General features: G+C 70.7%; 17 protein-coding genes and 1 pseudogene. 2 read left to right on the top strand and 16 right to left on the bottom strand.

The annotated features are described in order from the left end of the window. The first annotated feature begins 2 nt into the window (after nucleotides 1–2). Together OG858_RS37690 and OG858_RS37685 are read left to right on the top strand one after the other, a co-directional pair. On the top strand, nucleotides 3–2,135 hold the full coding sequence (locus OG858_RS37690; RefSeq protein WP_327745329.1) for an acetate--CoA ligase family protein: 2,133 nt from the start codon (nucleotides 3–5) through the stop codon (nucleotides 2,133–2,135). A gap of 343 nt (nucleotides 2,136–2,478) precedes the next feature. Continuing rightward, entirely contained in the window at nucleotides 2,479–3,867 is a 1,389-nt protein-coding gene (locus OG858_RS37685; RefSeq protein WP_086749543.1) for an OFA family MFS transporter, read from the top strand. Nucleotides 3,868–3,953: 86 nt separating this feature from the next. Here OG858_RS37685 and OG858_RS37680 read toward each other — a convergent pair whose 3' ends face one another. The 16 genes and pseudogenes from OG858_RS37680 to OG858_RS37605 form a co-directional block, all read right to left on the bottom strand. Further along, on the bottom strand, nucleotides 3,954–4,994 hold the full coding sequence (locus OG858_RS37680; protein ID WP_086747970.1) for a sugar phosphate isomerase/epimerase family protein: 1,041 nt from the start codon (nucleotides 4,992–4,994) through the stop codon (nucleotides 3,954–3,956). A 60-nt stretch (nucleotides 4,995–5,054) separates the two neighbouring features. Then, nucleotides 5,055–6,479: an alkaline phosphatase family protein gene (locus tag OG858_RS37675; RefSeq protein WP_327748212.1), complete on the bottom strand. Its 1,425-nt coding sequence runs from the start codon at nucleotides 6,477–6,479 to the stop codon at nucleotides 5,055–5,057. Continuing rightward, a complete protein-coding gene (gene eboE, locus OG858_RS37670) occupies nucleotides 6,476–7,645 on the bottom strand; it encodes a metabolite traffic protein EboE (protein ID WP_086750010.1) in 1,170 nt (389 codons plus the stop codon). The genes OG858_RS37675 and eboE overlap by 4 nt, the downstream gene beginning before the upstream one ends. A gap of 3 nt (nucleotides 7,646–7,648) precedes the next feature. Continuing rightward, the gene (locus tag OG858_RS37665; protein WP_086750011.1) at nucleotides 7,649–8,497 is read right to left on the bottom strand and encodes a TatD family hydrolase; all 849 of its coding nucleotides are present in this window, start codon (nucleotides 8,495–8,497) and stop codon (nucleotides 7,649–7,651) included. Next, nucleotides 8,497–9,189, bottom strand: coding sequence for an EboA domain-containing protein (locus OG858_RS37660; RefSeq protein ID WP_086750012.1), 693 nt, complete (start codon nucleotides 9,187–9,189; stop codon nucleotides 8,497–8,499). Before OG858_RS37660 ends, OG858_RS37665 begins: the two co-directional genes overlap by 1 nt. 116 nt (nucleotides 9,190–9,305) lie before the next feature. Next, nucleotides 9,306–9,581: pseudogene (locus OG858_RS37655) on the bottom strand (inositol-3-phosphate synthase); the annotation flags it as partial. A gap of 123 nt (nucleotides 9,582–9,704) precedes the next feature. After that, on the bottom strand, nucleotides 9,705–11,090 hold the full coding sequence (locus OG858_RS37650) for a ThuA domain-containing protein (RefSeq protein WP_328544006.1): 1,386 nt from the start codon (nucleotides 11,088–11,090) through the stop codon (nucleotides 9,705–9,707). A 9-nt stretch (nucleotides 11,091–11,099) separates the two neighbouring features. Beyond that, a complete protein-coding gene (locus tag OG858_RS37645) occupies nucleotides 11,100–13,601 on the bottom strand; it encodes a PQQ-dependent sugar dehydrogenase (RefSeq protein ID WP_319064123.1) in 2,502 nt (833 codons plus the stop codon). Between the two features lie 450 nt (nucleotides 13,602–14,051). Next, nucleotides 14,052–15,056, bottom strand: a complete 1,005-nt coding sequence (locus OG858_RS37640) for a sugar phosphate isomerase/epimerase family protein (protein ID WP_319261271.1) — start codon at nucleotides 15,054–15,056, stop codon at nucleotides 14,052–14,054. 12 nt (nucleotides 15,057–15,068) lie between these two features. Beyond that, a complete protein-coding gene (locus OG858_RS37635) occupies nucleotides 15,069–16,421 on the bottom strand; it encodes a Gfo/Idh/MocA family protein (protein WP_328544007.1) in 1,353 nt (450 codons plus the stop codon). 381 nt (nucleotides 16,422–16,802) lie between these two features. Then, complete coding sequence (locus tag OG858_RS37630) at nucleotides 16,803–17,840, bottom strand: substrate-binding domain-containing protein (RefSeq protein ID WP_037704318.1); 1,038 nt, start codon at nucleotides 17,838–17,840, stop codon at nucleotides 16,803–16,805. A gap of 36 nt (nucleotides 17,841–17,876) precedes the next feature. Beyond that, nucleotides 17,877–18,893: an ABC transporter permease gene (locus OG858_RS37625; RefSeq protein WP_086747766.1), complete on the bottom strand. Its 1,017-nt coding sequence runs from the start codon at nucleotides 18,891–18,893 to the stop codon at nucleotides 17,877–17,879. Then, nucleotides 18,890–20,473: a sugar ABC transporter ATP-binding protein gene (locus tag OG858_RS37620; protein WP_327725302.1), complete on the bottom strand. Its 1,584-nt coding sequence runs from the start codon at nucleotides 20,471–20,473 to the stop codon at nucleotides 18,890–18,892. The genes OG858_RS37625 and OG858_RS37620 overlap by 4 nt, the downstream gene beginning before the upstream one ends. A 168-nt stretch (nucleotides 20,474–20,641) precedes the next feature. Further along, nucleotides 20,642–21,823, bottom strand: a complete 1,182-nt coding sequence (locus OG858_RS37615) for an ROK family transcriptional regulator (RefSeq protein WP_046704201.1) — start codon at nucleotides 21,821–21,823, stop codon at nucleotides 20,642–20,644. Between the two features lie 201 nt (nucleotides 21,824–22,024). After that, nucleotides 22,025–22,270 carry a hypothetical protein gene (locus tag OG858_RS37610; protein ID WP_319315930.1) on the bottom strand — a complete coding sequence of 82 codons (246 nt, stop codon included), beginning with the start codon at nucleotides 22,268–22,270 and terminating at the stop codon, nucleotides 22,025–22,027. Between the two features lie 38 nt (nucleotides 22,271–22,308). Beyond that, entirely contained in the window at nucleotides 22,309–22,983 is a 675-nt protein-coding gene (locus tag OG858_RS37605; protein WP_037704325.1) for a GntR family transcriptional regulator, read from the bottom strand. Between the last annotated feature and the right edge of the window lie 182 nt (nucleotides 22,984–23,165).

Genomic DNA, 23,165 nt, shown 5'->3' with positions numbered 1-23,165 from the left:
TGATGGCCGAAGACCGGGTGCTGAGGGTGCGCACGCTCCTCGACGCCGTACGGGCCGAGGGCCGGAGCGCGCTGACCGCTCCCGAGGGCAAGGTGATCGCCGACGCGTACGGGATCGCCGTACCCGGTGAGGAGTTGGCGCGGGACGTCGACGAGGCGGTGTCGTACGCGGCGCGCTTCGGCGGGCCCGTGGTCATGAAGATCGTCTCGCCGGACATCCTCCACAAGACCGACGCGGGCGGTGTGATCGTCGGAGTGGAGGGCGCCGGTGACGTACGGGCCGCGTTCCACACGATCGTCGACAACGCGCGCGCGTACGCGCCCGATGCCCGTATCGAGGGTGTCCAGATACAGGAGTTGCTGCCGAAGGGGCAGGAGGTCATCGTCGGCGCGGTGACGGACCCGACGTTCGGGAAGGTCGTCGCGTTCGGGCTCGGCGGGGTGCTGGTCGAGGTCCTCAAGGACGTGACGTTCCGGCTCGCGCCGCTCGACGCGGACGAGGCGGTCTCCATGCTGGACTCGATCCGCGCGGCGGAGATCCTGCGCGGGGTGCGCGGGGCGCCTGCCGTGGACCGGTGGGCGATCGCCGAGCAGATCCGCCGGGTCTCCGAACTCGTCGGGGACTTCCCGGAGATCGCCGAAGTCGATCTGAACCCGGTGATCGCCACCCCGCAGGGTGCCCTCGCGGCGGACATCCGGGTGATCCTCGCGGAGTCGGTGCCGAAGCCCCGGCGCACGTACACGCGTGAGGAGATCCTCACGTCGATGCGCCGGCTGATGCAGCCCTCGTCGGTCGCCGTGATCGGGGCCTCCAACGAACAGGGCAAGATCGGCAACTCGGTGATGCGCAATCTCGTCGACGGCGGTTTCGCCGGGGAGATCCATCCGGTGAATCCCAAGGCCGATGACATTCTGGGCCGTAAGGCGTACAAGAGTGTCACGGACGTTCCCGGTGAGGTGGATGTGGCGGTCTTCGCGATCCCCGCCAGGTTCGTGGCCTCGGCGCTGGAGGAGGTGGGTCGCAAGGGCATCCCCAACGCCGTGCTGATCCCGTCGGGTTTCGCGGAGACCGGTGAGCACGGGCTCCAGGACGAGATCGTGGAGATCGCCGAGCGGCACGGCGTCCGGCTGCTCGGGCCGAACATCTACGGCTACTACTCGACGTGGCACGACCTGTGCGCCACGTTCTGCACGCCGTACGACGTCAAGGGCGGCGTGGCGCTGACCTCGCAGTCCGGCGGCATCGGGATGGCCATCCTGGGCTTCGCGCGGACCACGAAGACGGGTGTGTCGGCGATCGTCGGGCTCGGCAACAAGTCGGACCTGGACGAGGACGACCTGCTGACCTGGTTCGGCGAGGACCCGCACACCGAGTGCATCGCGATGCACCTGGAGGACCTCAAGGACGGGCGGGCCTTCGTGGAGGCCGCGCGGGCGACCGTCCCCAAGAAGCCGGTGGTGGTCCTCAAGGCGGGCCGTACGGCGGCCGGGGCGAAGGCGGCGGGCTCGCACACGGGCGCGCTGGCGGGCGACGACGCCGTGTACGAGGACATCCTGAAGCAGGCTGGTGTCATCAGGGCGCCGGGCCTGAACGAGATGCTGGAGTACGCGCGCGCATTGCCGGTGCTTCCGGCCCCTCAGGGCGACAACGTCGTGATCATCACGGGCGCGGGCGGCAGCGGCGTGCTGCTGTCGGACGCGGTGACGGACAACGGGCTGACTCTGATGGAGATCCCGCCGGACCTGGACGCGTCCTTCCGGAAGTTCATCCCGCCGTTCGGGGCCGCCGGCAACCCGGTGGACATCACCGGGGGCGAGCCGCCGTCGACGTACGAGGCGACGATCCGGCTGGGCCTCGAGGACCCGCGTATCCACTCCCTCGTCCTCGGCTACTGGCACACCATCGTCACCCCGCCCATGGTGTTCGCCGAGCTCACCGCGCGCGTGGTCGCCGAGTTCCGCGAGCGGGGCATCGAGAAACCGGTCGTCGCGTCGCTCGCGGGCGACGTGGAGGTGGAGGAGGCCTGCCAGTACCTCTTCGAGCGCGGGGTCGTGGCGTACCCGTACACGACCGAGAAGCCGGTGGCCGTACTCGGCGCGAAATATCGCTGGGCTCGGGCCGCGGGGCTGCTGTGACGGGCGCGCTCGCCGTGGTAAGGCCGGGGGTCCGGGGGTTGTCCCCCGGGTGTGACACAGCTCGCCGGGCGCGGGCCGCGGGGCTGCTCTGATGGGCACGCTCGCCGTGGTACGGCCGGGGGTCCGGGGGTTGTCCCCCGGGCGTGACACAGCTCGCCGGACTCGGGCCGCGGGGCTGCTGTGACGGGCGCGGGCGGCGCGGCTGTCGGGGGGCGGTGTCGATGAGCTGAGCGACGGCTCGAACCACGGGGCCTGCGGCGACCGCTCACCGCGGGCCCCGGCGCAAAGAAGCACGGACAGGGGGCGCTGGCCAGACTTCTTCCACGCGGAGGGTTCGATCGACATGGCAACAACTGACATCTCCACATCCGTCCCCTACAGGGAGGTGACGGACGCCAACGGCCGGATGTACCGGGTCGGCGAGTCCGACCTGGACATCATGGGGCGCAAACGCAAGTGGATGGTCATCCTGCCCTGGGTGGGCATGATGGGCATCAGCTCGGCGGAGTACGCGTTCGCGTCCGCCGAGGAGACGCTGCACACGGCGCACAGCTGGAGCAACCAGCACATCTTCTGGATGCTGGGCGTGTGGGTGTTCTTCCAGGCCGCGGTGGCCTTCCCGGCGGGCAAGCTCCGTGAGAGCGGCAAGCTGCCGGCCCGCTGGGCGATGATGCTGGGCGCCGTCGGCACCCTGCTCGGCTATCTCTCCCTCGCGTTCGCACCGCACGTCGTCGTCGCGTACGTCGGATTCGGCATGTTCAGCGGTATGGGCGCCGGCATGGTCTACGCGACCTGCGTGAACATGGTCGGCAAGTGGTATCCGGAGCGCAAGGGCGGCAAGACCGGCTTCGTCAACGGCGGTTTCGCCTACGGTTCGGTGCCGTTCGTGTTCATCTTCACCGGGTTCATGGACCTGACGAACTTCCGCTGGGTGCTCGTCTGCGTCGGCGTGTTCCTCGCGTCGGTCGTCGCCGTGGCCGGTCACTTCTTCCAGGACCCGCCGAAGAACTGGTGGCCGGCGGAGGTCGACCCGCTGCGCAAGCCGGACGACCCGCGCGCGCGGCGCGCACTGGAGAAGAACCCGCCGGCCGTGAAGCAGTACACCCCGAGTGAGGCCTGGCGGACGGGCCGCGTCGCGCTGATGTGGTTCTGCCTGCTGTGCACGTCGGGTGTGAACATCTTCGGTATCGCCTTCCAGGTGCCGTTCGGCAACGAGGCCGGCTTCGCGGGCGGGATCGTGGCGACGGCCATGTCCCTGAAGGCGATCGTCAACGGCACCGGACGCGGTGTCATCGGCTGGCTCTCCGACCGCTACGGCCGCAAGCAGTGCCTGATCTTCGTCTGTATCGTGCTGGGCCTGTCCCAGTACGGCATCCTCTGGTCCGGCAACATCGGCAACCTGCCGCTGTTCCTGGTGTTCTCCAGCATCTCCGGGTTCGGTGGCGGCGCCATCTTTCCGATGTTCGCGGCGATGACCGCGGACTACTTCGGCGAGAACAACAACGCCTCCAACTACGGTCTCGTCTACAGCTCCAAACTGGTGTCCGGTCTGCTCGGCTCCGGCATGGGCGCCGTGGTCGTGGGCGCCTGGGACTACGCGGGCGCGTTCGTGCTCGCCGGCTCCATCTCGCTGTTCGCCGGGTTCGTGGCGGTCTTCCTCCATCCGCCGGGACGGCCCCGCAACCGGCACATCGCTCCCAACCCCCGTCCGCTCGGTGACGAAGTGGCCTGACGCCCTACGCGTACGGCAGCAGGCGGCCGCCCCGTGGTCTCGCACCACGGGGCGGCCGCCTGCTGCCGTCGGTTCGGCGACCTCCGTCAGCACTTCTCCCTCAGCGAGTGCAGGTGCTCGCTGGAGCGGCGGGCGAACGTGAAGGACTCGGCGGGATTGTCGTGCTCGGCCTGCCAGTGGTGGGCCAGGCGGTGGCCCTTCAGACGGGTGACGGCCGAGATGAACTTCTGGTAGTCGATGTCGCCGTCGCCGACGTCCGTCATGCGGTAGCCGAACGGGTTCGACGGATCGCTCTCGCCGTCCTTGACGTGGAAGAGCGGGTAGCGGTCGGGGCGCCTGAGCACGTAGTCCAGGGGCTCGAAGGGCGCAGAGGTGCCGTCGGGCCGCTTCGAGAAGCGGAACTGGGCCACGTACGCCCAGAAGATGTCCATCTCCAGGTAGACGAGGCGGGGGTCGGTCTCGCGGAGCAGCACGTCGTAGAGGCGGACCTTGGGGTTGTCGGTGGCGAAGGAGAACTCCTCGGAGTGGTTGTGCTGGTAGAACTTCATGCCGCGCGCCCTGGCCGCGGCGCCGTAGGTGTTGAACTCGTGGGCGGCGCGCTTCATCGCGTCCACGGTCATGCCGTAGCGGAAGGGGCCGGCGGCGGTGCCGATGTGCTTCAGGCCGAGGGCCTGGGCGTCGTCGAGGACCTTGGTGAGGTTCTGGGCGAAGGTGTATGCGTTCGGGTCGCTGGAGTAGTAGCCGACGTGGCTGCCGATCGGGGTCAGGCCGTGGTTGCGGGCCAGCCGCTTCAGCTGGGCGAGGGTGATGGGGCCCGCCGAGCCCTGGGTGTAGCCGGCGAACTCGACCTCGTCGTAGCCGTACTTCTCCAGCTCGGCGAAGACCGGGGCGAAGCCGAGGGTGGAGACCTTGTCGCGCAGGCTGTAGAGCTGGATGCCGAGGCGGCCGGGCGGGAGGACGGGGCGGCCCCTGCCCTTGCCCGCGGCGGCTTCGGTGCCCGCGGCGGCCTGGGCCGGGGCGGCCGAGCCCAGCAGGGCGGCGACGGTGGCGCCCGCGGCGACGCCGAGCATGCCTCGTCTGCTGAGGCGGTGGGCGAGTTCGGGATCGGTCTTGTCGGTGCGGCTCATTTCTGGAACTCCTCCGGGTGGGCGGGCGTTGTCAGTGGTGAGTGCTTCACTTGTGACCAGTCAGGACTTGTGGGTACTTGTCACCGGTCGGGAGAGACCGGCCAGGCGCAGCAGGAGTGCTTTCACATCGGTGGCCGCCACGCGGTCGCCGATGGCTCGGGGGGTGGAGCAGATGATGAGCGGACCGTCGTCGTCGCTCGTGGGAAGGCGGCCGTGGCTGCCTCGAATAGGCGAGGGGTCCAGCGGCACGACCGCCATGCGGTAGCGCAGACCGAGTTTCTTGCGGGCCAGTGCCGTGGCCGCCTTGAGCTTCACATACGGGTCGAGCGGGTCCATGAACAGCTCGACCGGGTCGTAGCCGGGTTTGCGGTGGATCTCGACCAGTCGCGCGAAGTCGGGCGCGCGGTCGTCGTCGAGCCAGTAGTAGTACGTGAACCAGGCGTCCGGCTCCGCGACGGCGACGAACTCGCCGGAGCGCGGATGGTCGAGGTGATGGGCCTTCTTGCCCTCGTCGTCGAGGAGTTGCTCGATGCCGGGCAGATCCGCGAGGGCTTCCCTGGTGGCGTCCAGGTCCTCGGGGCGGCGTACATAGACATGGGCGATCTGGTGGTCGGAGACCGCGAAGGCCCGTGAGGCCATCGGGTCGAGGTACTCCATTCCGTCCTGGGTGTGCACGTCGAGGAGGCCGGCCCGGCGCAGGGCGCGGTTGATGTCGACCGGGCGGTCTGCGCGGGTGATGCCGTACTCGGAGAGCGCGACGACGCTGCGGCCTTCCGCGCGGACCTCGTCGAGCAGGGGCGCCACGGCCTTGTCGAGGTCGGCGGCGGCCCTGAGGGCGCGCGGGTCGTCGGGGCCGAAGCGCTGCAGGTCGTAGTCGAGGTGAGGGAGGTAGCACAGGGCCAGGTCCGGGTGGCGGGTGCGGATGATGTGGCGGGTCGCCTCGATGATCCAGCGGCTGGAGACCAGGTCGGCGCCCGGTCCCCAGAAGTGGAACAGGGGGAACGTGCCGAGTTTCGCGGTGAGTTCGTCGTGCAGGGCCGGGGGCCGGGTGTAGCAGTCGGGTTCCTTTCGGCCGTCGGAGTAGTAGATCGGACGGGGGGTGACGGTGATGTCGGTGTCGGCGCCCATGGCGTACCACCAGCAGATGTTGGCGACCGTGTAGCCGGGGTGGACGCGGCGGGCGGCGTCCCACAGTTTGTCCCCGGCGACGAGGCCGTTGTGCTGGCGCCACAGCAGGACGTCGCCGAGTTCGCGGAAGTACCAGCCGTTGCCGACGATGCCGTGCTCGGCGGGGAGCGTGCCGGTCAGGAAGGTGGACTGGGCGGCGCAGGTGACGGCGGGCAGGACGGTGCCGAGCGGGGCACGGGAGCCGGACTGCCCGAGGGCCTTGAGGTGGGGCATGTGGTCGAGGAGACGGGGGGTGAGGCCGACGACGTCCAGGACGAGGAGGGGGGTGGGACCGGCTTCGGGTTGCGGCGGCGTCACGGCAGCTCCTTGAGGCCGAGGTCCGTCAACAGATCCCGGGCGAGGGCGAGTTCGGCGGCAATGCCGTCGGCGAGCTGGGCGCGGGTGCTGGGGCGCAGCTCGGGCGGCAGGGCCTGCCAGGTGTAGGTCTCGACCTCCAGATGACGGGTGAGGGGGTGCGCGCCGCCGACGAGGTGGGTGAGGGCGGCCTTGAGCACCGGGAGTGTGGAGGTGAGGGGTGCGGCAGGGGCTGCGTGGAGCGGGACGTGGAAGTGGGCGCGCCAGGGTGAGGCGTCGGGGAGGGCGTCCCCTTCCAGGGCCTCGCCGAGGTCGTCGGTGCCGCGCAGGCCGGCGGCGGTGGAGGTGCGGGTCTGGTGCAGGAAGCGGGGCTCGTCGAAGGCGGCGAGGGCTGCGCGGACCTCGGGAAGGTGCGGGTGTTCGGCGTGCAGGGCGGCCGAGAGCTGGGATTTGACGACGGGGACGTGGGCTCGGGTGAGCGCGTTCAGGGCGGTGCGCGGGTCCTCGAAGGAGGTGGCGAGGTGGCAGGTGTCGACGCAGATGCCGATGCGGTCGTGGCCGATGGCGGTCAGGGGGCCGATGGCGTCGGCGGTCGTCTCGACCGTGCAGCCGGGTTCGGGTTCCAGGCCGACGCGGATGGAACGGCCGGTCAGCTCGGCCACGGCGTCGAGGCGTTCGGCCAGGGTGCGCAGGGCCGCGCGGGACCGGGCGGCGCGGGTGTCGTCGTAGGCGGTGCGCCAGGCCAGGGGCAGGGTGGAGATGGTGCCCTCGGTGACGTCGTCGGGGAGCAGTCGGGCGAGGAGGCGGGCGAGGGAGGTGGTGTGGTCGAGGCGTACGGGGTCGGCCCAGTCCGGCTGGTAGACGCGGTACTTGACCTCTTCGGCGCCGAAGCCCTGATAGGGGAAGCCGTTGAGGGTGACGACCTCCAGGCCGTGCCGGTCGAGTTCGGTGCGCAGGCCGCGCAGGGCGGAAGGGTCGGTCACCAGGGCCGCGGCGGCGTCCTTGGCCAGCCACAGGCCGATGCCGAGGCGGTCGCGACCGAGGCGGCGGCGTACGGGCGCGCAGTGGTCGCGCAGTTGGGCGAGGACCCCGTCGAGGGTCTCGGCCGGGTGCACGTTGGTGCAGTAGGCGAGGTGGACGGTGGAGCCGTCGGGGTGGCGGAAGCGCATGGGTCACTCACCGCCGCGCAGGATGCTGTTGCCCTCGTGCGTGGCGTCCGTCGCGGTGACGTCGAGGGCCAGGCGACCGCTGAGTCCGTAGAAGGCGACGGGGTTGCGCCACACCACCAGGTCGACGTCGTCCTCGTCGAATCCGGCGTCGAGCAGGGCGTCGCCGACCCTGCGGGTCTTGAGGGGGTCGCTTCTGCCCCAGTCGGCGGCGGAGTTGACCAGCACCTTCTCGGGGCCGAACTCCTTGAGGACGGCGACCATGCGTTCCTCGTCCATCTTGGTGTCCGGGTAGACGGAGAAGCCGAGCCAGGCGCCGCTGTCCCTGGCCTCCGCGACCGTGGTCTCGTTGAGGTGGTCGAGCAGCACCCGTTCGACGGGCAGGGCGGAGTCCCGTACGGCGTCGAGGGTGCGGCGCAGACCGGCGAGCTTGTCCCGGTGCGGGGTGTGGACGAGCGCGGGCAGGCCGTGGTCTGCGGCCAGTTGCAGCTGGTGTTCGAGCGCGTGGTCCTCGGCCGGTGTCATGGAGTCGTAGCCGATCTCTCCGACGGCCACGACCCGGTCCTTGAGCAGGTATCGGGGCAGCCGGTCCAGGACGGGTGTGCACCGCGGGTCGTTCGCCTCCTTGGGGTTGAGGGCGAGGGCGCAGTGGTGGGCGATGCCGTACTGGGCGGCGCGGAAGGGCTCCCAGCCCAGCAGGGAGTCGAAGTAGTCGACGAAGGACTCGGGGGAAGTACGGGGCTGGCCCAGCCAGAAGGCCGGCTCGACGACCGCGCGGACGCCCGCCTCGTGCATCGCCTCGTAGTCGTCGGTGGTGCGTGACGTCATGTGGATGTGGGGGTCGAAGAGGCGCATCAGGACTCCTTGCCGTCGATGCCGATCTCGTCGGCCGGAGGGGGCGCGGTCAGGGCCAGGGCGCGGTACAGGTCCTCGGGTACGGGACGGCCCGCGGCGGTGCGTTCCTCGGCGAAGGCGCCGAGCATGCGGGCCAGTTCGGCGTCGCCGTGGGCACGGCGGGCCAGGTCGGTGATCTCGTCGACGCTCACTGCGGTGAACAGGCACTTGAGCACGGCGTGCCGCCACTGGTGCGGAGCCAGATGGCGGGCGGCGTACGGGCCGAGGGCGGCGGCGACGAGGCGGGTGTCGTTGGTCCGCAGGGCGTCCTCGACCAGGTGCAGCGCGTCGGGGCCGGGCACCAGGTGGGGCAGCGCGTGCAGGACCGCCCGGCGTTCGTCGGCGGTGCCCTGGCGGTAGACCCTGGTGAGCGCGTCGGGGTCCGCGTGGGCCGCGTGCAGGATCAGGACGCGGGCGGCGTCGGCGTGCTCGCTGCCGCAGCGCCGGCCCGCCTCGGCGAGGCGCAACTCCCAGACGGAGATGGGCCCGTGGGTGCCCGGATGGCCGGTGGCCTCGTCCAGCGCCCGCCCCAGCCAGGTGCGGGCGGCGCCCGTGAGGTGGGCGTTCAGGTGGCCGCGGAGGTCGGCGGGGGTGACGAGCGCAGGGTGAGCGGGGCCGGCCGTCGCGTCGGCCGGGGTGCGGTGGTGGATCACGAGGTGCTCCCGGGAGGGGCCGTACGGCCGGTCGTTCGGTGCGGGAAGGGTCGTTGCGGGAGGGATCGGTGCGGGAGGGATCGGTGCGGGAGGGATCGGTGCGGGAGGGATCGGTGCGGGGATGCCTGCGGGAGGACTCCACCGGCGGCCAGGGCCTCGGCGCGTTTGGGCAGGGGGCAGTCGGCCGTGTCGTGGCCGCCGAAGACGAGGGAGGCGAGCGGGGGCAGGCCGGAGTCGGCGAGGAGAGGGGTCTCGGTGACCATGCCCGTCGGGGTGCGCAGGCCCGCCGTGACGGCCGCGCAGCCTGCGACGACGGTGGTGGCGACGGAGCCGTGCGCCCCGATCAGCCAGACGCCGACGCTCGGTGGGGAAACGGACACGGACGTGGACATGGGCACCCTTCTCGTCGAGCGAGTGGTGTGGAAAGCCGGACCCCTCCGAGGGGACGGGAGAAGAGGGAAGGGGGAAGGGGGGAGACGGCGGGCGGGGGTCCGGCGTCCCCCGCCCGCCGCCGTTCAGTCGCCCGGAGTGCGGGCCGCGGCCGATGCGGCGGCCCGTGCGGGCAGTTCCTTGATCCGGATGTCGCGGAAGGACACCTGATCGTCGGCCCCGTGGTTCTGGATGCCGAAGTGCCCGTCGCGCAGGCTCCGTACCGGATCGGTGTTGGTGAAATCGTTGATCTTCACGCCGTTGAGCCAGACGCGGAGGCGCTCGCCCTCCACGCGGATCTCGTACGTGTTCCACTCTCCCGGCGGGTTCAGGGCGCGGTCGCGCTTCCTGACGTGGGCGGACCGGAAGCCGTAGACGGACCCGGTGGTCCTCTCGGGTACGTCCGTGGCGTCGATCTGGACCTCGTAGCCGTTGTTCACGGCCGACCAGGGGTCCTCCGACGGCGGGAAGCCCACGAACACACCGGAGTTGTCGTCGCCGGCCGTCCTCCAGTCGAGTTTCAGGGAGTACGACCCGAAACTCTGCCCGGCATACCAGAGCATGCCCATGCCACCGGACGACGTGATCGTGCCGTCGTCGGCGAGCGTGAACGAACCGGGCCCCGCCTGTCGCCAGCCGTCCAGCGAGGCCTGTGTCCCGTCGAACAGCGATCGGTAGCCGTTCTCCGGCCTACAGTCGGCCCGGTCCTCGCCGACGGCCCACCGGATGCCGCCCAACAGGTGCTGCCGGAAGGCAGGCTCGGCGAAGGACTCCTTGGTGTGGCCGCCGCCGGTGTAGAAGGCACGGCCGCCCTGGTACTTCTGGCACCAGGCGATCGGGTGGTCGCCGTTCATGGTGCCGCCGTGGTACGACGACTCGTCGAGCGAGGCGAGGACATGGGCCCGCTCACGGGGGTTGGAGCGGTAGTTGTACCACTCGTCCGTGCGGTTCCAGGTCGCACCCAGACCGGCGGTGGCCGGGTGGGCGTGGTCCTCGACGTCGACCGTCGCGGGCTGGATCACGGGGTGCGACTGGAAGTACGCGCCCGCGAGCCCGCCGTAGAAGGCCCAGTCGTACTCGGTGTCGGCGGCCGCGTGGACACCCACGTAGGCGCCTCTGCCTTTGATGTACCGCTCGAACGCCCCCTGTTGGGCCGGGTTCAGGACGTCACCCGTCGTCGAGAGGAACACCACGGCGTCGTAGCGCCCGAGGTTGCGGATGGTGAAGGCGCCGGCGTCCTCCGTGGCGTCGACCGCGAAGCCGTGGGCCGCGCCCAGTTCCCGTACGGCGGCGACGCCCTCGGGGATCGAGTCGTGCCGGAATCCGGCGGTCTTGGAGAACACCAGCACTCGGTGCTCGTCCGCGTGGCCCCGGGAGCGGCCCGCCTCATCGGACACGGCCGGTCCCGACACACATCCGATCAGCAGGGCGGCGCCACCCAGCGCGGCCCATGGACGTCCGTTCGTCGACATGGCGTCCCCTCACCGCTTCGTGAAGGTGAAGTCGTCCACGTCGAACAGGCCGCCGGAGCCGCTCCCCTTGAACACCAGGTAGAGCGTGGTGCTGTCGCGCGGGGCCCTGGACAGATCGGCGGTGACGTCCTGGAAGGTGTCCCAGCCGCCGGTCACCGGCACGGTCGCACTGCCGAGGAGACGACCGGTCGGAGAGCCCGCGCGGACCTCCAGCTTGCCGCCGGCGCCCCCGGAGGAGACACGCGCGGTGATCTTCGTGGCGTTGGACAGGACGTACGGCTTGAACGAGATCCAGTCGCCGTTCGCGATGTCGCCGACGGTCTTGCCGCCGTGTGCCGTGTCCTTCGACTGCACCACGATGCCGGACGAGTCGCCGTAGTGCTCGGCCTGACGGTGGGTGGGCTGGACGACGTGTCGGTCGTGGGTGGTCAGCGGGGCCTGGCCGCCGCCTCCGCCGTCGGTGTACTCGGCGTCGAAGACCCCGAAGATGTTGGCGTTCTCGTCGTGGCCGCCGTCTGCGCTGGTCTGGATGGTGCCGGTGCAGCCGTTGGCGGAGGTCACCGGGTGGCCGTGGCTGTCATGGCCGAGGATGAAGGTGACCTTGACCTTGGCGCAGTCGATCGGGCGGCCGTCCTCCGGGTCGCCGACCTTCACCTTGAACGGTACGGCGTCCCCGAAGGCGAACAGTTGCCCGTCCTGCGGGAGTTGCAGCTCGACCTTGGGCGCGGTGTTGCCGACGACGATCTGCACGCTCGCGCTGCCGGTGCGGCCAGAGGTGTCCTTGGCGGTCACCGTCGCCGTGTAGGTGCCGTTCGTCCTGTAGGTGTGCTTCGGGTTCGCGACCGTGGACGTGCCGCCGTCGCCGAAGTCCCAGCTGTACGTGAGGGCGTCCCCGTCCTGGTCACCGGTGCCCTCCGAGGAGAAGCGGACCTTCAGCTTCGCCTGGCCCGAGGTGCGGTCGGCCGCCGCGGCGGCGACCGGGGAGTGGCCGTCGGTGGCGTTCTCGATGCGGTAGAGGGCGGAGTGCTCGTCGCCGCCGAACCAGGAGATGCCGTAGTCGAGGACGTACAGCGCACCGTCCGGGCCGAAGGCCATGTCCATGACCTGAGTGCCGGTCCACGGCACGTTGTTGATGGACTGCACGGTGCCGTCGCCGTCGCTCGTGATCCGCTTGATCCAGCGGCGGCCGAACTCACCGGCGAAGAAGTCGCCGTCGTAGGCCTCCGGGAATTTCACCGGGGAGTCGAGCGAGGCGTCGTAGTCGTAGACCGGGCCGCCCATCGGGGACTCGGAGCCGTCGCCGAACTCCGGGACGGAGGCCCCGTTGTAGGGGATCCAGGCGGGCTCGGCGGGCGGCAGGTCGGTGAGGCCGGTGTTGTTCGGCGAGGTGTTCTTCGGGGCCGCACAGTCGAAGGCCGCGCCGGAGGTGCCGCTGGCGAAGTCGTAGTCGACGTATGCGTCGTTGTTTCCGGTGCAGTACGGCCAACCGAAGTTACCGGGCTTGGTCACACGGGCGAACTCGACCTGTCCGGCCGGGCCGCGCGAAGGGTTGGCGGCGCCTGCGTCGGGGCCGTACTCGCCGACGTAGAGGATGCCGGTCTTCTTGTCGACGCTGAAGCGGAACGGGTTGCGGAAGCCCATCGCATAGATCTCGGGGCGTGTCTTGTCCGTGCCGGGCGCGAAGAGGTTGCCGTCGGGGACGGCGTACGAACCGTCGGCGTTCACCTTGATGCGCAGGATCTTGCCGCGCAGGTCGTTGGTGTTGCCGGAGGTGCGCTGGGCGTCGAAGGCCGGGTTGCGGTTGGCGCGCTCGTCGATGGGGGTGAAGCCGTCCGACTGGAACGGGTTGCTGTCGTCGCCCGTGGACAGGTACAGGTTGCCCGCCGCGTCGAAGTCGATGTCGCCGCCGACGTGGCAGCAGATACCCCGGGAGGCGGGGACGTCGAGGACCTTCGTCTCGCTGGCCTTGTCAAGGGTGCCGTCGGTCTTCAGGACGAAGCGGGAGAGCCGGTTGACACCGTCGAAGGGCGCGAAGTCGGCGGCCGTTCCGGTCTCGGGGGCGTCACCGGCCGGGGTGTTCAGCGGGGGCGCGTAGTAGAGGTAGATGAACCGGTTGTCGGCGAAGCCCGGGTCGACGCCGATGCCCTGCAGTCCCTCCTCGTCATGGGAGTACACGTCGAGTTTGCCGGCGAGCGTGGTGTTGCCGGCCGCGTCGGTCAGCCGCAGTTCACCGTCGCGCGAGGTGTGCAGGACCGAGCGGTCCGGGAGGACGGCGAGCGACATGGGCTCGCCGACCTCCGGTTCGCCCTTGGCGAGGGTGACCTGCTGGAAGTCCTCGGCAGCGGCGGCAGCGGCGGACTTCGGGGCGTCGTCGGCCGCGCCCGCGGCGGGCGCGGTGAGCGAGAGCGAAGCGCCCGCGAGCAGCAGACCGCTCAACAGTGCGATCGGCCCGCGCACTCTGCGGCGTCCGAAGGGGCTGGTGGGGTGTCTGTCGTCGTCGTACGGGTGCACGAAATGCCTCCAGTGAGGGGCTGGTCGTACGGAGGTGTACGGGTGTGTGCGGTACGCCGGGGTGCGCCGTCACCCCGGAGACATGACCGGGCCGTGGGGGCCCGGTCGACAGGTGGCCCGATGGGCTGGGCCCGGGCCTGGTGCCTCGGCAGGCAGGGTTCGCCCCGTCGCGACGCCCGGCACGCCCTCTCGCCGCACCGGCCGAGGACCCGAGTACGTCGAGTACGTCGAGCACAAGGGCCTTCGGCCGACACGCCGAGAGCACGCACCGGACGCCGCTCCTTCACGGGCGAACGTTGCCTGCCGCGGCACCAGGCCGTTTCTGACGGCTCTTGATGCCGTTCGTGAGCGGTCACGGACGAGTCCGGTGAGGCAGCCGGAGCCTCACGAGTCTCCTCGCGCGGCGCCGATCGGCCGGATGATCTCCGACCAGGAGCCATCAGAAGCGCCCTAGTCGTTGCCGCCGAACGCCGCGTCGAAGGCGGCCGACGGCGGTTCGAAGTCGTACGCCTTGAGGCGGGCCAGGGCCTCGGGGGCGCCCTGGAGCCGGTCCATGCCGGCGTCCTCCCATTCGACGGAGATGGGTCCCCCGTAGTCGATCGAGCGGAGCATCCTGAAGACGTCCTCCCAGGGGACGTCGCCGTGGCCCGCCGACACGAAGTCCCAGCCGCGCCGGGGGTCGCCCCAGGGCAGGTGGGAGCCGAGACGGCCGTTGCGGCCGTCGAGGCGCTTGCGGGCCTCCTTGCAGTCGACGTGGTAGATCCGGTCGCGGAAGTCCCACAGGAAGCCGACCGGGTCGAGGTCCTGCCACACGAAGTGCGAGGGGTCGAAGTTCAGGCCGAACGCCGGGCGCCGGTCGACCGCCTCCAGGGCGCGCTGGGTCGTCCAGTAGTCGTACGCGATCTCGCTCGGGTGGACCTCGTGCGCGAACCGCACGCCCTGGGCGTCGAAGACGTCGAGGATCGGGTTCCAGCGCATCGCGAAGTCGTCGTAGCCGCGCTCGATCATCGACGCGGGGGCGGGTGGGAACATGGCGACCAGGTGCCAGATGGCGGAGCCGGTGAAGCCGATGACGGTGTCGACGCCGAAGGCGGACGCGGCCCGTGCCGTGTCGGCCATCTCGGCGGCGGCCCGCTGCCGTACGCCCTCGGGCTCGCCGTCGCCCCAGATGCGGGCGGGCAGGATGGCCCGGTGCCGCTCGTCGATGATGGCGTCGCAGACCGCCTGGCCCACGAGGTGGTTGGAGACGGCCCAGCACTTCAGGCCGTACTTCTCCAGGAGCTGGTGACGGGAGTCGAGGTACGACGGGTCGGCGAGGGCTTTGTCGACCTCGAAGTGGTCGCCCCAGCAGGCGAGTTCGAGACCGTCGTAGCCGAAGTCGCGGGCGAGTCGGCAGACCTCTTCGAGGGGCAGGTCCGCCCACTGGCCGGTGAAGAGCGTGAATTCGCGCGGCATGTCCGGGCCTCCTCAGACCGCTGTGGGGGTGTGGGTCGGGGTGTAGACGGAGTTCTTCTCGGCGCTCTCCTCGACCGCCGCGAGCACACGCTGCACCTGGAGCCCGTCGGCGAAGGACGGCTCGGGTTGTCGGCCTGCCGCGACGGCGTGCACGAGGTCGCGGGCCTGGTGGACGAAGGAGTGTTCGTAGCCGAGGCCGTGACCCGGCGGCCACCAGGCGTCCAGATAGGGGTGGTCGGGCTCGGTGACGAGGATGCGGCGGAAGCCGGCGTGGGTGCCGGGTTCGGTGTGGTCGTGATAGGCGAGTTCGTTGAGCCGTTCCAGGTCGAAGGCCAACGAGCCCCGCTCGCCGTTGAGTTCGATGCGCAGGGCGTTCTTGCGACCGGTGGCGAAGCGGGTCGCCTCGAAGGAGGCGACGGCGCCGGAGGCGAAGCGGCCGGTGAACAGGGCCGTGTCGTCGACGGTGACCGCGCCTCGCCCGGCCGTGCCGCCGGAGGATGCGAGACCGACGGACACGCCGGCCGGGAGGGGCCGTTCGCGTACGAAGGTCTCCATCAGCGCGGAGACGCCGACCACCGGCTCGCCGGCCACGTACTGAGCCAGGTCGACGATGTGGGCGCCGAGGTCGCCGAGCGCTCCGGAGCCGGCCGACTCCTTGCGCAGCCGCCAGGTGAGGGGGAACTCCGGATCCACGAGCCAGTCCTGAAGGTACGTCACCCGCACGTGCCGCAGGGCTCCCAGTCGGCCCTGGGCCACCATGCGGCGGGCGAGCGCGGTGGCGGGCACACGCCGGTAGTTGAAGCCGACCATCGCCAACCTGCCGCGCCCGTAGGCCTCTTCGGCCGCCGTGGTCATCGCCTCCGCCTCCGCGACGGTGTTGGCGAGGGGCTTCTCGCAGAGCACGTGCTTGCCGGCGGCCAGCGCGGCGAGGGCGATCTCGGCGTGGCTGTCGCCGGGGGTGCAGATGTCGACCAGGTCGATGTCGTCCCGGGCGATCAGCTCCCGCCAGTCGGTCTCCGTCGTCGCCCACCCGTGCCGGTCCGCCATGGCCCGCACCGCGTCACCGTCCCGCCCGCACACCGCGGCGAGCACGGGGGCGAGCGGCAGGTCGAAGACCCGCCCCGCCGTGCGCCACCCCTGGGAGTGAGCTGCCCCCATGAAGGCGTAGCCGACCATGCCGACGCGCAGCGGTGGCTTGCCGAGGCCCCCGGCGAGGCCGGCGGCACGGGGGCCGGCCCCAGGCGAGGCCGCTCCCGACGAGACCCCGGCCGTGCTGGCCCCTGCTCCGGCCCCGGCACCCGCGTCGGGCCCCGGCGCTCCTGACTCCTCCGCCTCGGCCTGGTCGGGCTGCTGCGGCTGTCCCATGCGTGTGTCCTCCTCGTGGTCGCTGCGCGGTGTGAGGTGGGGCCTGACTCCGAATCCGGCGGCTTCGCATTCCGGTCCCCGGGCCTCGAGTTCCGGCCCTGGGTGTTGCCGGGGCCTCGGTTACCGGCTCTGGGTGCCGGGGCCTCGGTTACCGGCCCTCGGATTCCGGTCCTCCGTGCCGGGGCCTCGGATTCCGGGCCCCCGGTTTCCGGGCCTTGGTGCCGGGTTCCCGGTTGTCCGTGCCCGGTTGTCGGGGCCCGGTTGTCGGGGCCCGGTTGTCGGGGCCCGGTTGTCCGTGCCCGGTCCCCCGGCCCTCTCCCCCCGACCCCCGACCCCCGGTCTCGGTGTTCGTTCCCGGTCAGGCCCGTCCGGCAGGACTCGTCACTTGAAGCCGGTGGACATGTACTGGTCGACGTTGTCCTTGTCGACGACGGCCGAGTAGAGCGTCAGCGAGGACGGGATCTCGAACTCGGCGAGGCCACCGACCCCCTTGCCCTGGCCGAGGGCACGGGCGAGGTCGATCGCGGAGGCGGCCATGGTCGGCGGGTAGAGGACGGTGGCCTTCAACACCCCGTCGTCCTTCTTGATGGCCTGGAACGCGGACAGCGCACCCGCGCCGCCGACCATCAGGAAGTCGTCGCGCCCGGCCTGCTCGATGGCGCGCAGGGCGCCCACGCCCTGGTCGTCGTCGTGGTTCCACAGCGCGTCGAAGTTCGACTGTGCCTGGAGCAGCTGGGCCATCTTGGCCTGGCCCGACTCGACCGTGAACTCGGCGGCCTGCCGGGCCACCTTCTTGATGTTCGGGTAGTTCTTCAGCGCGTCGTCGAAGCCCTGGGTGCGCTGCTTGGTCAGCTCCAGGTTGTCCAGCCCGGCCAGCTCGATGACACGGGCGTCGCCCTTGTCCTTGAGCTGCTCACCGATGTAGTGCCCGGCGTTGAGCCCCATGCCGTAGTTGTCGCCGCCGATCCAGCAGCGGTACGCCTGCGGGGAGTTGAAGATCCGGTCGAGGTTGACGACGGGGATGCCCGCCCGCATCGCCTTGAGACCGACCTGGGTGAGCGCCTTGCCGTCGGCGGGCAGCACCACCAGGACGTCGACCTTCTTGTTGATGAGGGTCTCGATCTGCCCGATCTGCTGAGCGGTGTCGTTGGAGCCCTCGGTGATCTCCAGCGTGACCTCCTCGTACCGCTCGGCGCGGCTCTTGGCGTTCTGGTTGATCGCGTTGAGCCACCCGTGGTCGGCCTGCGGTCCGGCGAAGCCGATGGTGACCGCCTTGCCCGGCTTGTCGTCCGCGGCCGGCTGCTCGCCTGCGGCCGGGTCACTCTTGGCTTCATTGCTGGTGCAACCGGCGAGGAGGGCGCCGGCCGAGACGGCGGCGGTTCCGAAGAGCAGTCTTCTGCGGCTGGAGTTCTCTGGCATGGCGGTGGACCTTTCCCGTGTCGGCTCTTCGGTGTCTCAGGCCGTGCTTGCCGTGCGTCGCTGGACCAGGACCGCGGCGACGATGATCGCGCCCTTGGCGATCTGCTGGACGTCGCTCTGCAGGTTGTTGAGCGCGAAGATGTTGGTGATCGTGGTGAAGATCAGGACGCCGAGGACGGAGCCGGTGATGGTGCCCCGGCCGCCGCTGAGCATGGTGCCGCCGATGATCGCGGCGGCGATGGCGTCGAGTTCGTAGAGGTTGCCGTTGGTGTTCTGGCCCGAGCCGGACAGCACGATCAGCAGGAACGCGGCGATGCCGCAGCACAGCCCGGAGAGCAGGTACAGGTAGAGGCGCTGGCGGCGGACGTCGATGCCCGCGAGCCGGGCCGCCTCCGCGTTGCCGCCGACGGCGACCGTGCGCCGGCCGAAGGTCGTGCGGTTCAGCACCAGCCAGCCGATGATCGTCACGACCGCGAAGACCAGGACGAGCGGCGGGATACCGAGGACGTAGGCGTCGCGCTCGCCGAGATCCAGGATGGCGTCGATGCCGACGACCTGGGTGCTGCCGTCGGTGATCTGCAGGGCGAGTCCGCGGGCCGAGGCGAGCATGGCGAGGGTGGCGATGAAGGGCACCACGGCGCCGTAGGCGATGAGCAGCCCGTTCACCAGGCCGCAGCCGACGCCGACGATCACCGCCGTGAAGAGAACGCCGGCGAAACCGTACTCCTGGGTGGCCACGGTGGTCGCCCACACGGACGCCAGGGCGACGATCGCGCCCACGGAGAGGTCGATGCCGCCGGAGGTGATGACGAAGGTCATGCCGACGGTCACGACGCCGATCACCGAGGCCTGGGTGAGGACGAGTTGGAGGTTGCGGGTGTCGAGGAACTCGTCGGGTCTGGTGACGCCGCCGATGGCGATCAGCACGGCGAGGACACCGAGGAGCGACAGGGTGCGGACGTCGGCGCGGAACACGAGGGCACGCCAGGCGGGCGGCTCGTCGACGGGTGTCACCTTGTCTGCGCCCCTGGGCGGGGACACGGGCTGGGTCATGACGCCTGGCTCCCTTCACCGGTCACGGGGCTCCCCGCCCCGGCCACCGGGCTTCCCACACTGGCCACCGGGCTTCCTTCCATCACGAGGTCGAGGACGCGGTGCTCGTCGAGTTCACGGGCGGGCGCGGCGTGCACGACCCGGCCCTCGCGCAGGACGAGCACCCGGTCGGCGAGGCCGAGCACTTCGGGTACCTCGCTGGAGACCAGCAGTACGGCGAGGCCTTCGTCGGCGAGCCGGCGGACCACCGCGTACAGCTCGGCGCGGGCGCCCACGTCGACGCCCCGCGTCGGCTCGTCGAGCAGCAGGATCCGGCAGCCGCGCAGCAGCCAGCGGGCGAGCACCGCCTTCTGCTGGTTGCCTCCGGAGAGGGTGCGGACCGGTACGTCCGGGTTGTCGGGGCGCAGGGACAGCTCGCGGGTCGCGGCCCGCGCGGCGCGGTGTTCGGCGCCCCGGTCGATCCAGCCGACGCGCGCGAAGCGGGCCATCGACGACACGGAAACGTTTCTGGTGACGGACTCCAGCATCAGCAGCGCCTGCGCCTTGCGCTCCTCGGGGGCGAGTCCGAACCCGGCCCGTACGGCGGCGCGTACGCTGCCGAGCCGCAACTGCTTGCCGTCGACCAGGACTTGACCGGCCGTCGGCCTGCGGGCGCCGTAGACGGTCTCCAGGATCTCCGACCGTCCCGAGCCGACGAGTCCGGCAAGGCCCACGATCTCGCCTGGCCGCAGCTCCAGGTCGAACGGCTCGAACTCGCCCGCACGCGCCAGCCCCCGCACCTCCAGCACGGGGGTGCCCCCTGTCGGCGGCACGGGCGGCCGGTCGGGGAAGACGTACTCGACGTTCCGCCCGGTCATCAGCGCCACGACCTCGCGCGTGGGCGTGGACTTCGCGGGCAGCCCGCCCGCGACGGCCCGCCCGTCCTTCAGCACGGTCACCCGGTCGCCTATCCGCCGGATCTCCTCCAGACGGTGCGAGATGTAGACGACGGCCACCCCTGCCGCGGTCAGGTCACCCACGATCCTGAACAGGTTGTCGACCTCGTCCGGGTCGAGCGCGGCCGACGGCTCGTCCATCACGATCAGCCGTACGTCGTGGGAGAGCGCCCGCGCCATGGAGACGATCTGCTGCTGGGCGGCCGACAACGAACCGACGAGCCGGGACGCGTCGACCTCCGGGTGCCCAAGTCGTTCGAGCAGAGCGGTGGTCGATGCCCGCGCCGCCTTCCCGCGTACGACGAAGCCGGCGGAGGTGGGCTCATGGCCGAGGTGGACGTTCTCGGCCACCGACAGGCCCTCCACCAGATCGAGTTCCTGGTAGATGGTGGCGATGCCGAGGCGCATGGCGGCGATCGGGGACTTCAGGGTGACGGGTTCGCCCCGCCAGGTGATCGTGCCGTCGTCGGGCTGGTGGGCGCCGGCCAGGACCTTGATCAGGGTGGACTTCCCGGCGCCGTTCTGGCCGAGCAGACAGTGGACCTCTCCGGCCTGGACGTCGAGGTCGACGCCGTCCAGGGCCCGGACTCCGGGGAACGACTTGGTGATGCCGGACATGGTGAGCAGCGGTAATTCTGGTGCCATGAGTTCCCCTTGGCGGGCGTGCGGGCCGGTTTCAGGGTGAATCCGCTTGCTGGGCCTACGTGTTCGGGCAGGCCGGAGCAGGGCGCGGCGAAGCAGGACGCCGTGCCGGTGGTCGTCGCTGTCGGTGGTTGTCGCTGTCGGTGGGGAAGGCCGCGCGCTCGCGCGGGCCTACGCGGGTGAGAACAGGTGGTCGCTGATGAGGCGGGCCGCGCCGATGACTCCGGCGGTGGGCCCCAACTCCCCCAGCACGATGGGCAGATTGCCGGTCGCGAGGGGCAGTGACTGGCGGTAGACCTGGGTGCGGATGGCGGCGAGCAGGGTGTGGCCGAGGCCGGTCACCCCGCCGCCGATCACCACCAGGCCGGGGTTGAAGAAGCTGACGAGTCCGGCGATGACCTGGCCGGTGCGGTTTCCGCCCTCGCGTATCAGGTCGAGCGCGGTGGCGTCGCCGGCGGCGGCCGCGGCGGCCACGTCGACGGCGGTCAGGGTGCCGTGGGCCTCCAGCCGGGAGGCGAGTTCCGCCGAAAGTCCCTGCTGGGCGGCGTCCTTGGCATCGCGGGCGAGCGCGGCGCCGCTGAAGTGGGCCTCCAGGCAGCCCCGGTTGCCGCAGGCACAGGGGCGGCCGTCCGGTACGGCGAGGATGTGGCCGATGTCGCCGGCGCTGCCTGTCACACCGCGGTGGACCTCGCCGCCGACGACGATGCCGCAGCCGATGCCGGTGCCGATCTTGACGCAGAGGAAGTCGCCCACGGAACGGGCGACGCCCGCGTGCTGCTCCCCCATCGCCATCAGGTTGACGTCGTTGTCGACCATGACGGGGCAGCCGAGTTCCTGGCTGAGCGCCTCGCGCACCGGGAACCCGTCCCAGCCCGGCATGATCGGCGGGGCGACGGGGACGCCTTCGGGGAAGCGGACCGGTCCGGGGACGCCGATCCCGGCGCCGTCGAACCCTTCCGCGAGCCCCGAGGCCTTCAGTTTGGCGGCCATGGAGAGCACTTGCTCGAAGACGGCGACGGGGCCGTCCCTGACGTCCATGGGCTGGTTGGTGTGGCCCAGGATCTCCAACTCGGCGTTGGTGACGGCCACATCGATCGAGGTGGCGCCGATGTCGACGCCGAGGAAGCGGAGTTGGGGTGCGAGTCGGATGTTGTGCGACCGGCGACCACCCCGCGAGGCGGCGAGCCCGTCGGCCACGACCAGTCCCGTCTCCAGAAGCCGGTCCACCTCCACGGCCAGCTTCGACCGTGAGAGATCGACCCGGTCCCCGAGCTGAGCCCGGGAGTTGGGCCCACCGTCCCGCAACAGCCGCAGCAGCCGCGCCTGATGTGCGTTCGCGGGTCGAGCGGTCATACGTCTCACTGGCCCCTCCCCGCCTCGCACGGCCTCTACGTCCGTCAGGTTCCGGCCGCCTCACGGCGACCGACCTTTCGCAGGGGAACGTAGCAGCGACTACCGGGACTGGGAAGAAGTTGCGTAGGAATTGCCGTCAACTTTCTCCACTGAGAGGACAAAGAGGGGTGTGCGGGGCCGCCGGAGGGGGTGAAGGGATGGTCAGCCGGGGAGCGGGTCGCCGTGCACCGAGAACCAGGCCGACGGGCTGTACACGACCAGGAGCTGAGCGTCCGTCGTCGAGATGATCTTTCCCCGCTTCACGGTGTGCTGCCACACGTACACGGTGAGGGAGCCGTTCGCCGTCACGTCGTAGCGATACATACGCGACTCGGTTCTGTCGACCTCCCCGTCGGCGTAGCTCACCACATCGCGGCTGCGGTCATGGAACTCGATGGTTACCGTCACACCCCGAACCTAGCCCGCCGACGGGCTACTCCACCCGGCTACTTCTCCCGCTCGTGGTATGTCTTCCGCGTGTGCTCCGTGTGCGCCCGCATGACCTCCGTCGCACGCTGCTCGTCCCGTGCGGAGATCGCCGTGATGAGGTCGCGGTGTTCGATCCAGGACTGGTGGCCGCGCTGGCGGGCGACGGGCGTGTAGTACCAGCGGACCCGACGGTCGACCTGGGCGGCGAGTTCGGCGAGGACCGTGTTGCCGGCGAGTTCCATGACCTTGGCATGGAAGCGGGCGTTCATGGCGACGGCCGCGTCGACGTCGTCGGCGGCGACGGCCCGCTCACCCTCCGCGCAGAGTTCCTCCAGGGCCGTGATGCCCGCCGTGCCGGCGTTCGCCGCGGCGAGGCGGGCGGCCTCGGCCTCCAGCAGGGTGCGGACCGTGAGGAGTTGGTCCGCCTCCGCCTCCGTCGGCTCGTGGACGAAGGCTCCCTGTGCGGGCCGGAGGTCGACCCAGCCCTCGGTGTTGAGGCGCTGCAGGGCCTCGCGGACGGGCTGCCGGGACACTCCGAGGTGCCCGGCGAGTTCGCTCTCGACGAGGTGCTGGCCGGGGCGCAGCGCGCGCGTGGTGATGAGTTCGAGCAGGGCCTCGTAGACGCGGTCGCGCAGCGGGCCGGGGCGTTCGAGCTTGGGCACCGCCCCTTGCGGAAGTCCTGTCGACAACATCGGGTCCCCTTCCAGAGCACCACTGGGTGTACTGCACACGGAAAGTCAACGGCCCGTACTGGAAAGAACTGGAAAGTCCGAGTCAACAGCCAGTATGGATTGTCTTTCGTCTACAGTCTACGACCCGTGATGGCCAGGGAGCCGACGAGTACGCCTCGTCACATCGCCGTGAGCAACACCAC

The sequence above is a fragment of the Streptomyces europaeiscabiei genome, assembly GCF_036346855.1.
Taxonomy (GTDB): domain Bacteria; phylum Actinomycetota; class Actinomycetes; order Streptomycetales; family Streptomycetaceae; genus Streptomyces; species Streptomyces europaeiscabiei.
The sequence above is the reverse complement of the archived record's forward strand: the minus strand, read 5'-3'. Positions and strand labels throughout refer to the sequence as shown.

Excerpts from the sequence above, each read along its gene's own strand:
- OG858_RS37690 (WP_327745329.1), top strand. The coding sequence starts at position 3 with ATGGCCGAAGACCGGGTGCTGAGGGTGCGCACGCTCCTCGACGCCGTA.
- OG858_RS37685 (WP_086749543.1), top strand. The coding sequence starts at position 2,479 with ATGGCAACAACTGACATCTCCACATCCGTCCCCTACAGGGAGGTGACG.
- OG858_RS37680 (WP_086747970.1), bottom strand. The coding sequence starts at position 4,994 with ATGAGCCGCACCGACAAGACCGATCCCGAACTCGCCCACCGCCTCAGC.
- eboE (WP_086750010.1), bottom strand. The coding sequence starts at position 7,645 with ATGCGCTTCCGCCACCCCGACGGCTCCACCGTCCACCTCGCCTACTGC.
- OG858_RS37665 (WP_086750011.1), bottom strand. The coding sequence starts at position 8,497 with ATGCGCCTCTTCGACCCCCACATCCACATGACGTCACGCACCACCGAC.
- OG858_RS37650 (WP_328544006.1), bottom strand. The coding sequence starts at position 11,090 with ATGTCGACGAACGGACGTCCATGGGCCGCGCTGGGTGGCGCCGCCCTG.
- OG858_RS37640 (WP_319261271.1), bottom strand. The coding sequence starts at position 15,056 with ATGCCGCGCGAATTCACGCTCTTCACCGGCCAGTGGGCGGACCTGCCC.
- OG858_RS37635 (WP_328544007.1), bottom strand. The coding sequence starts at position 16,421 with ATGGGACAGCCGCAGCAGCCCGACCAGGCCGAGGCGGAGGAGTCAGGA.
- OG858_RS37630 (WP_037704318.1), bottom strand. The coding sequence starts at position 17,840 with ATGCCAGAGAACTCCAGCCGCAGAAGACTGCTCTTCGGAACCGCCGCC.
- OG858_RS37625 (WP_086747766.1), bottom strand. The coding sequence starts at position 18,893 with ATGACCCAGCCCGTGTCCCCGCCCAGGGGCGCAGACAAGGTGACACCC.
- OG858_RS37620 (WP_327725302.1), bottom strand. The coding sequence starts at position 20,473 with ATGGCACCAGAATTACCGCTGCTCACCATGTCCGGCATCACCAAGTCG.
- OG858_RS37615 (WP_046704201.1), bottom strand. The coding sequence starts at position 21,823 with ATGACCGCTCGACCCGCGAACGCACATCAGGCGCGGCTGCTGCGGCTG.
- OG858_RS37605 (WP_037704325.1), bottom strand. The coding sequence starts at position 22,983 with ATGTTGTCGACAGGACTTCCGCAAGGGGCGGTGCCCAAGCTCGAACGC.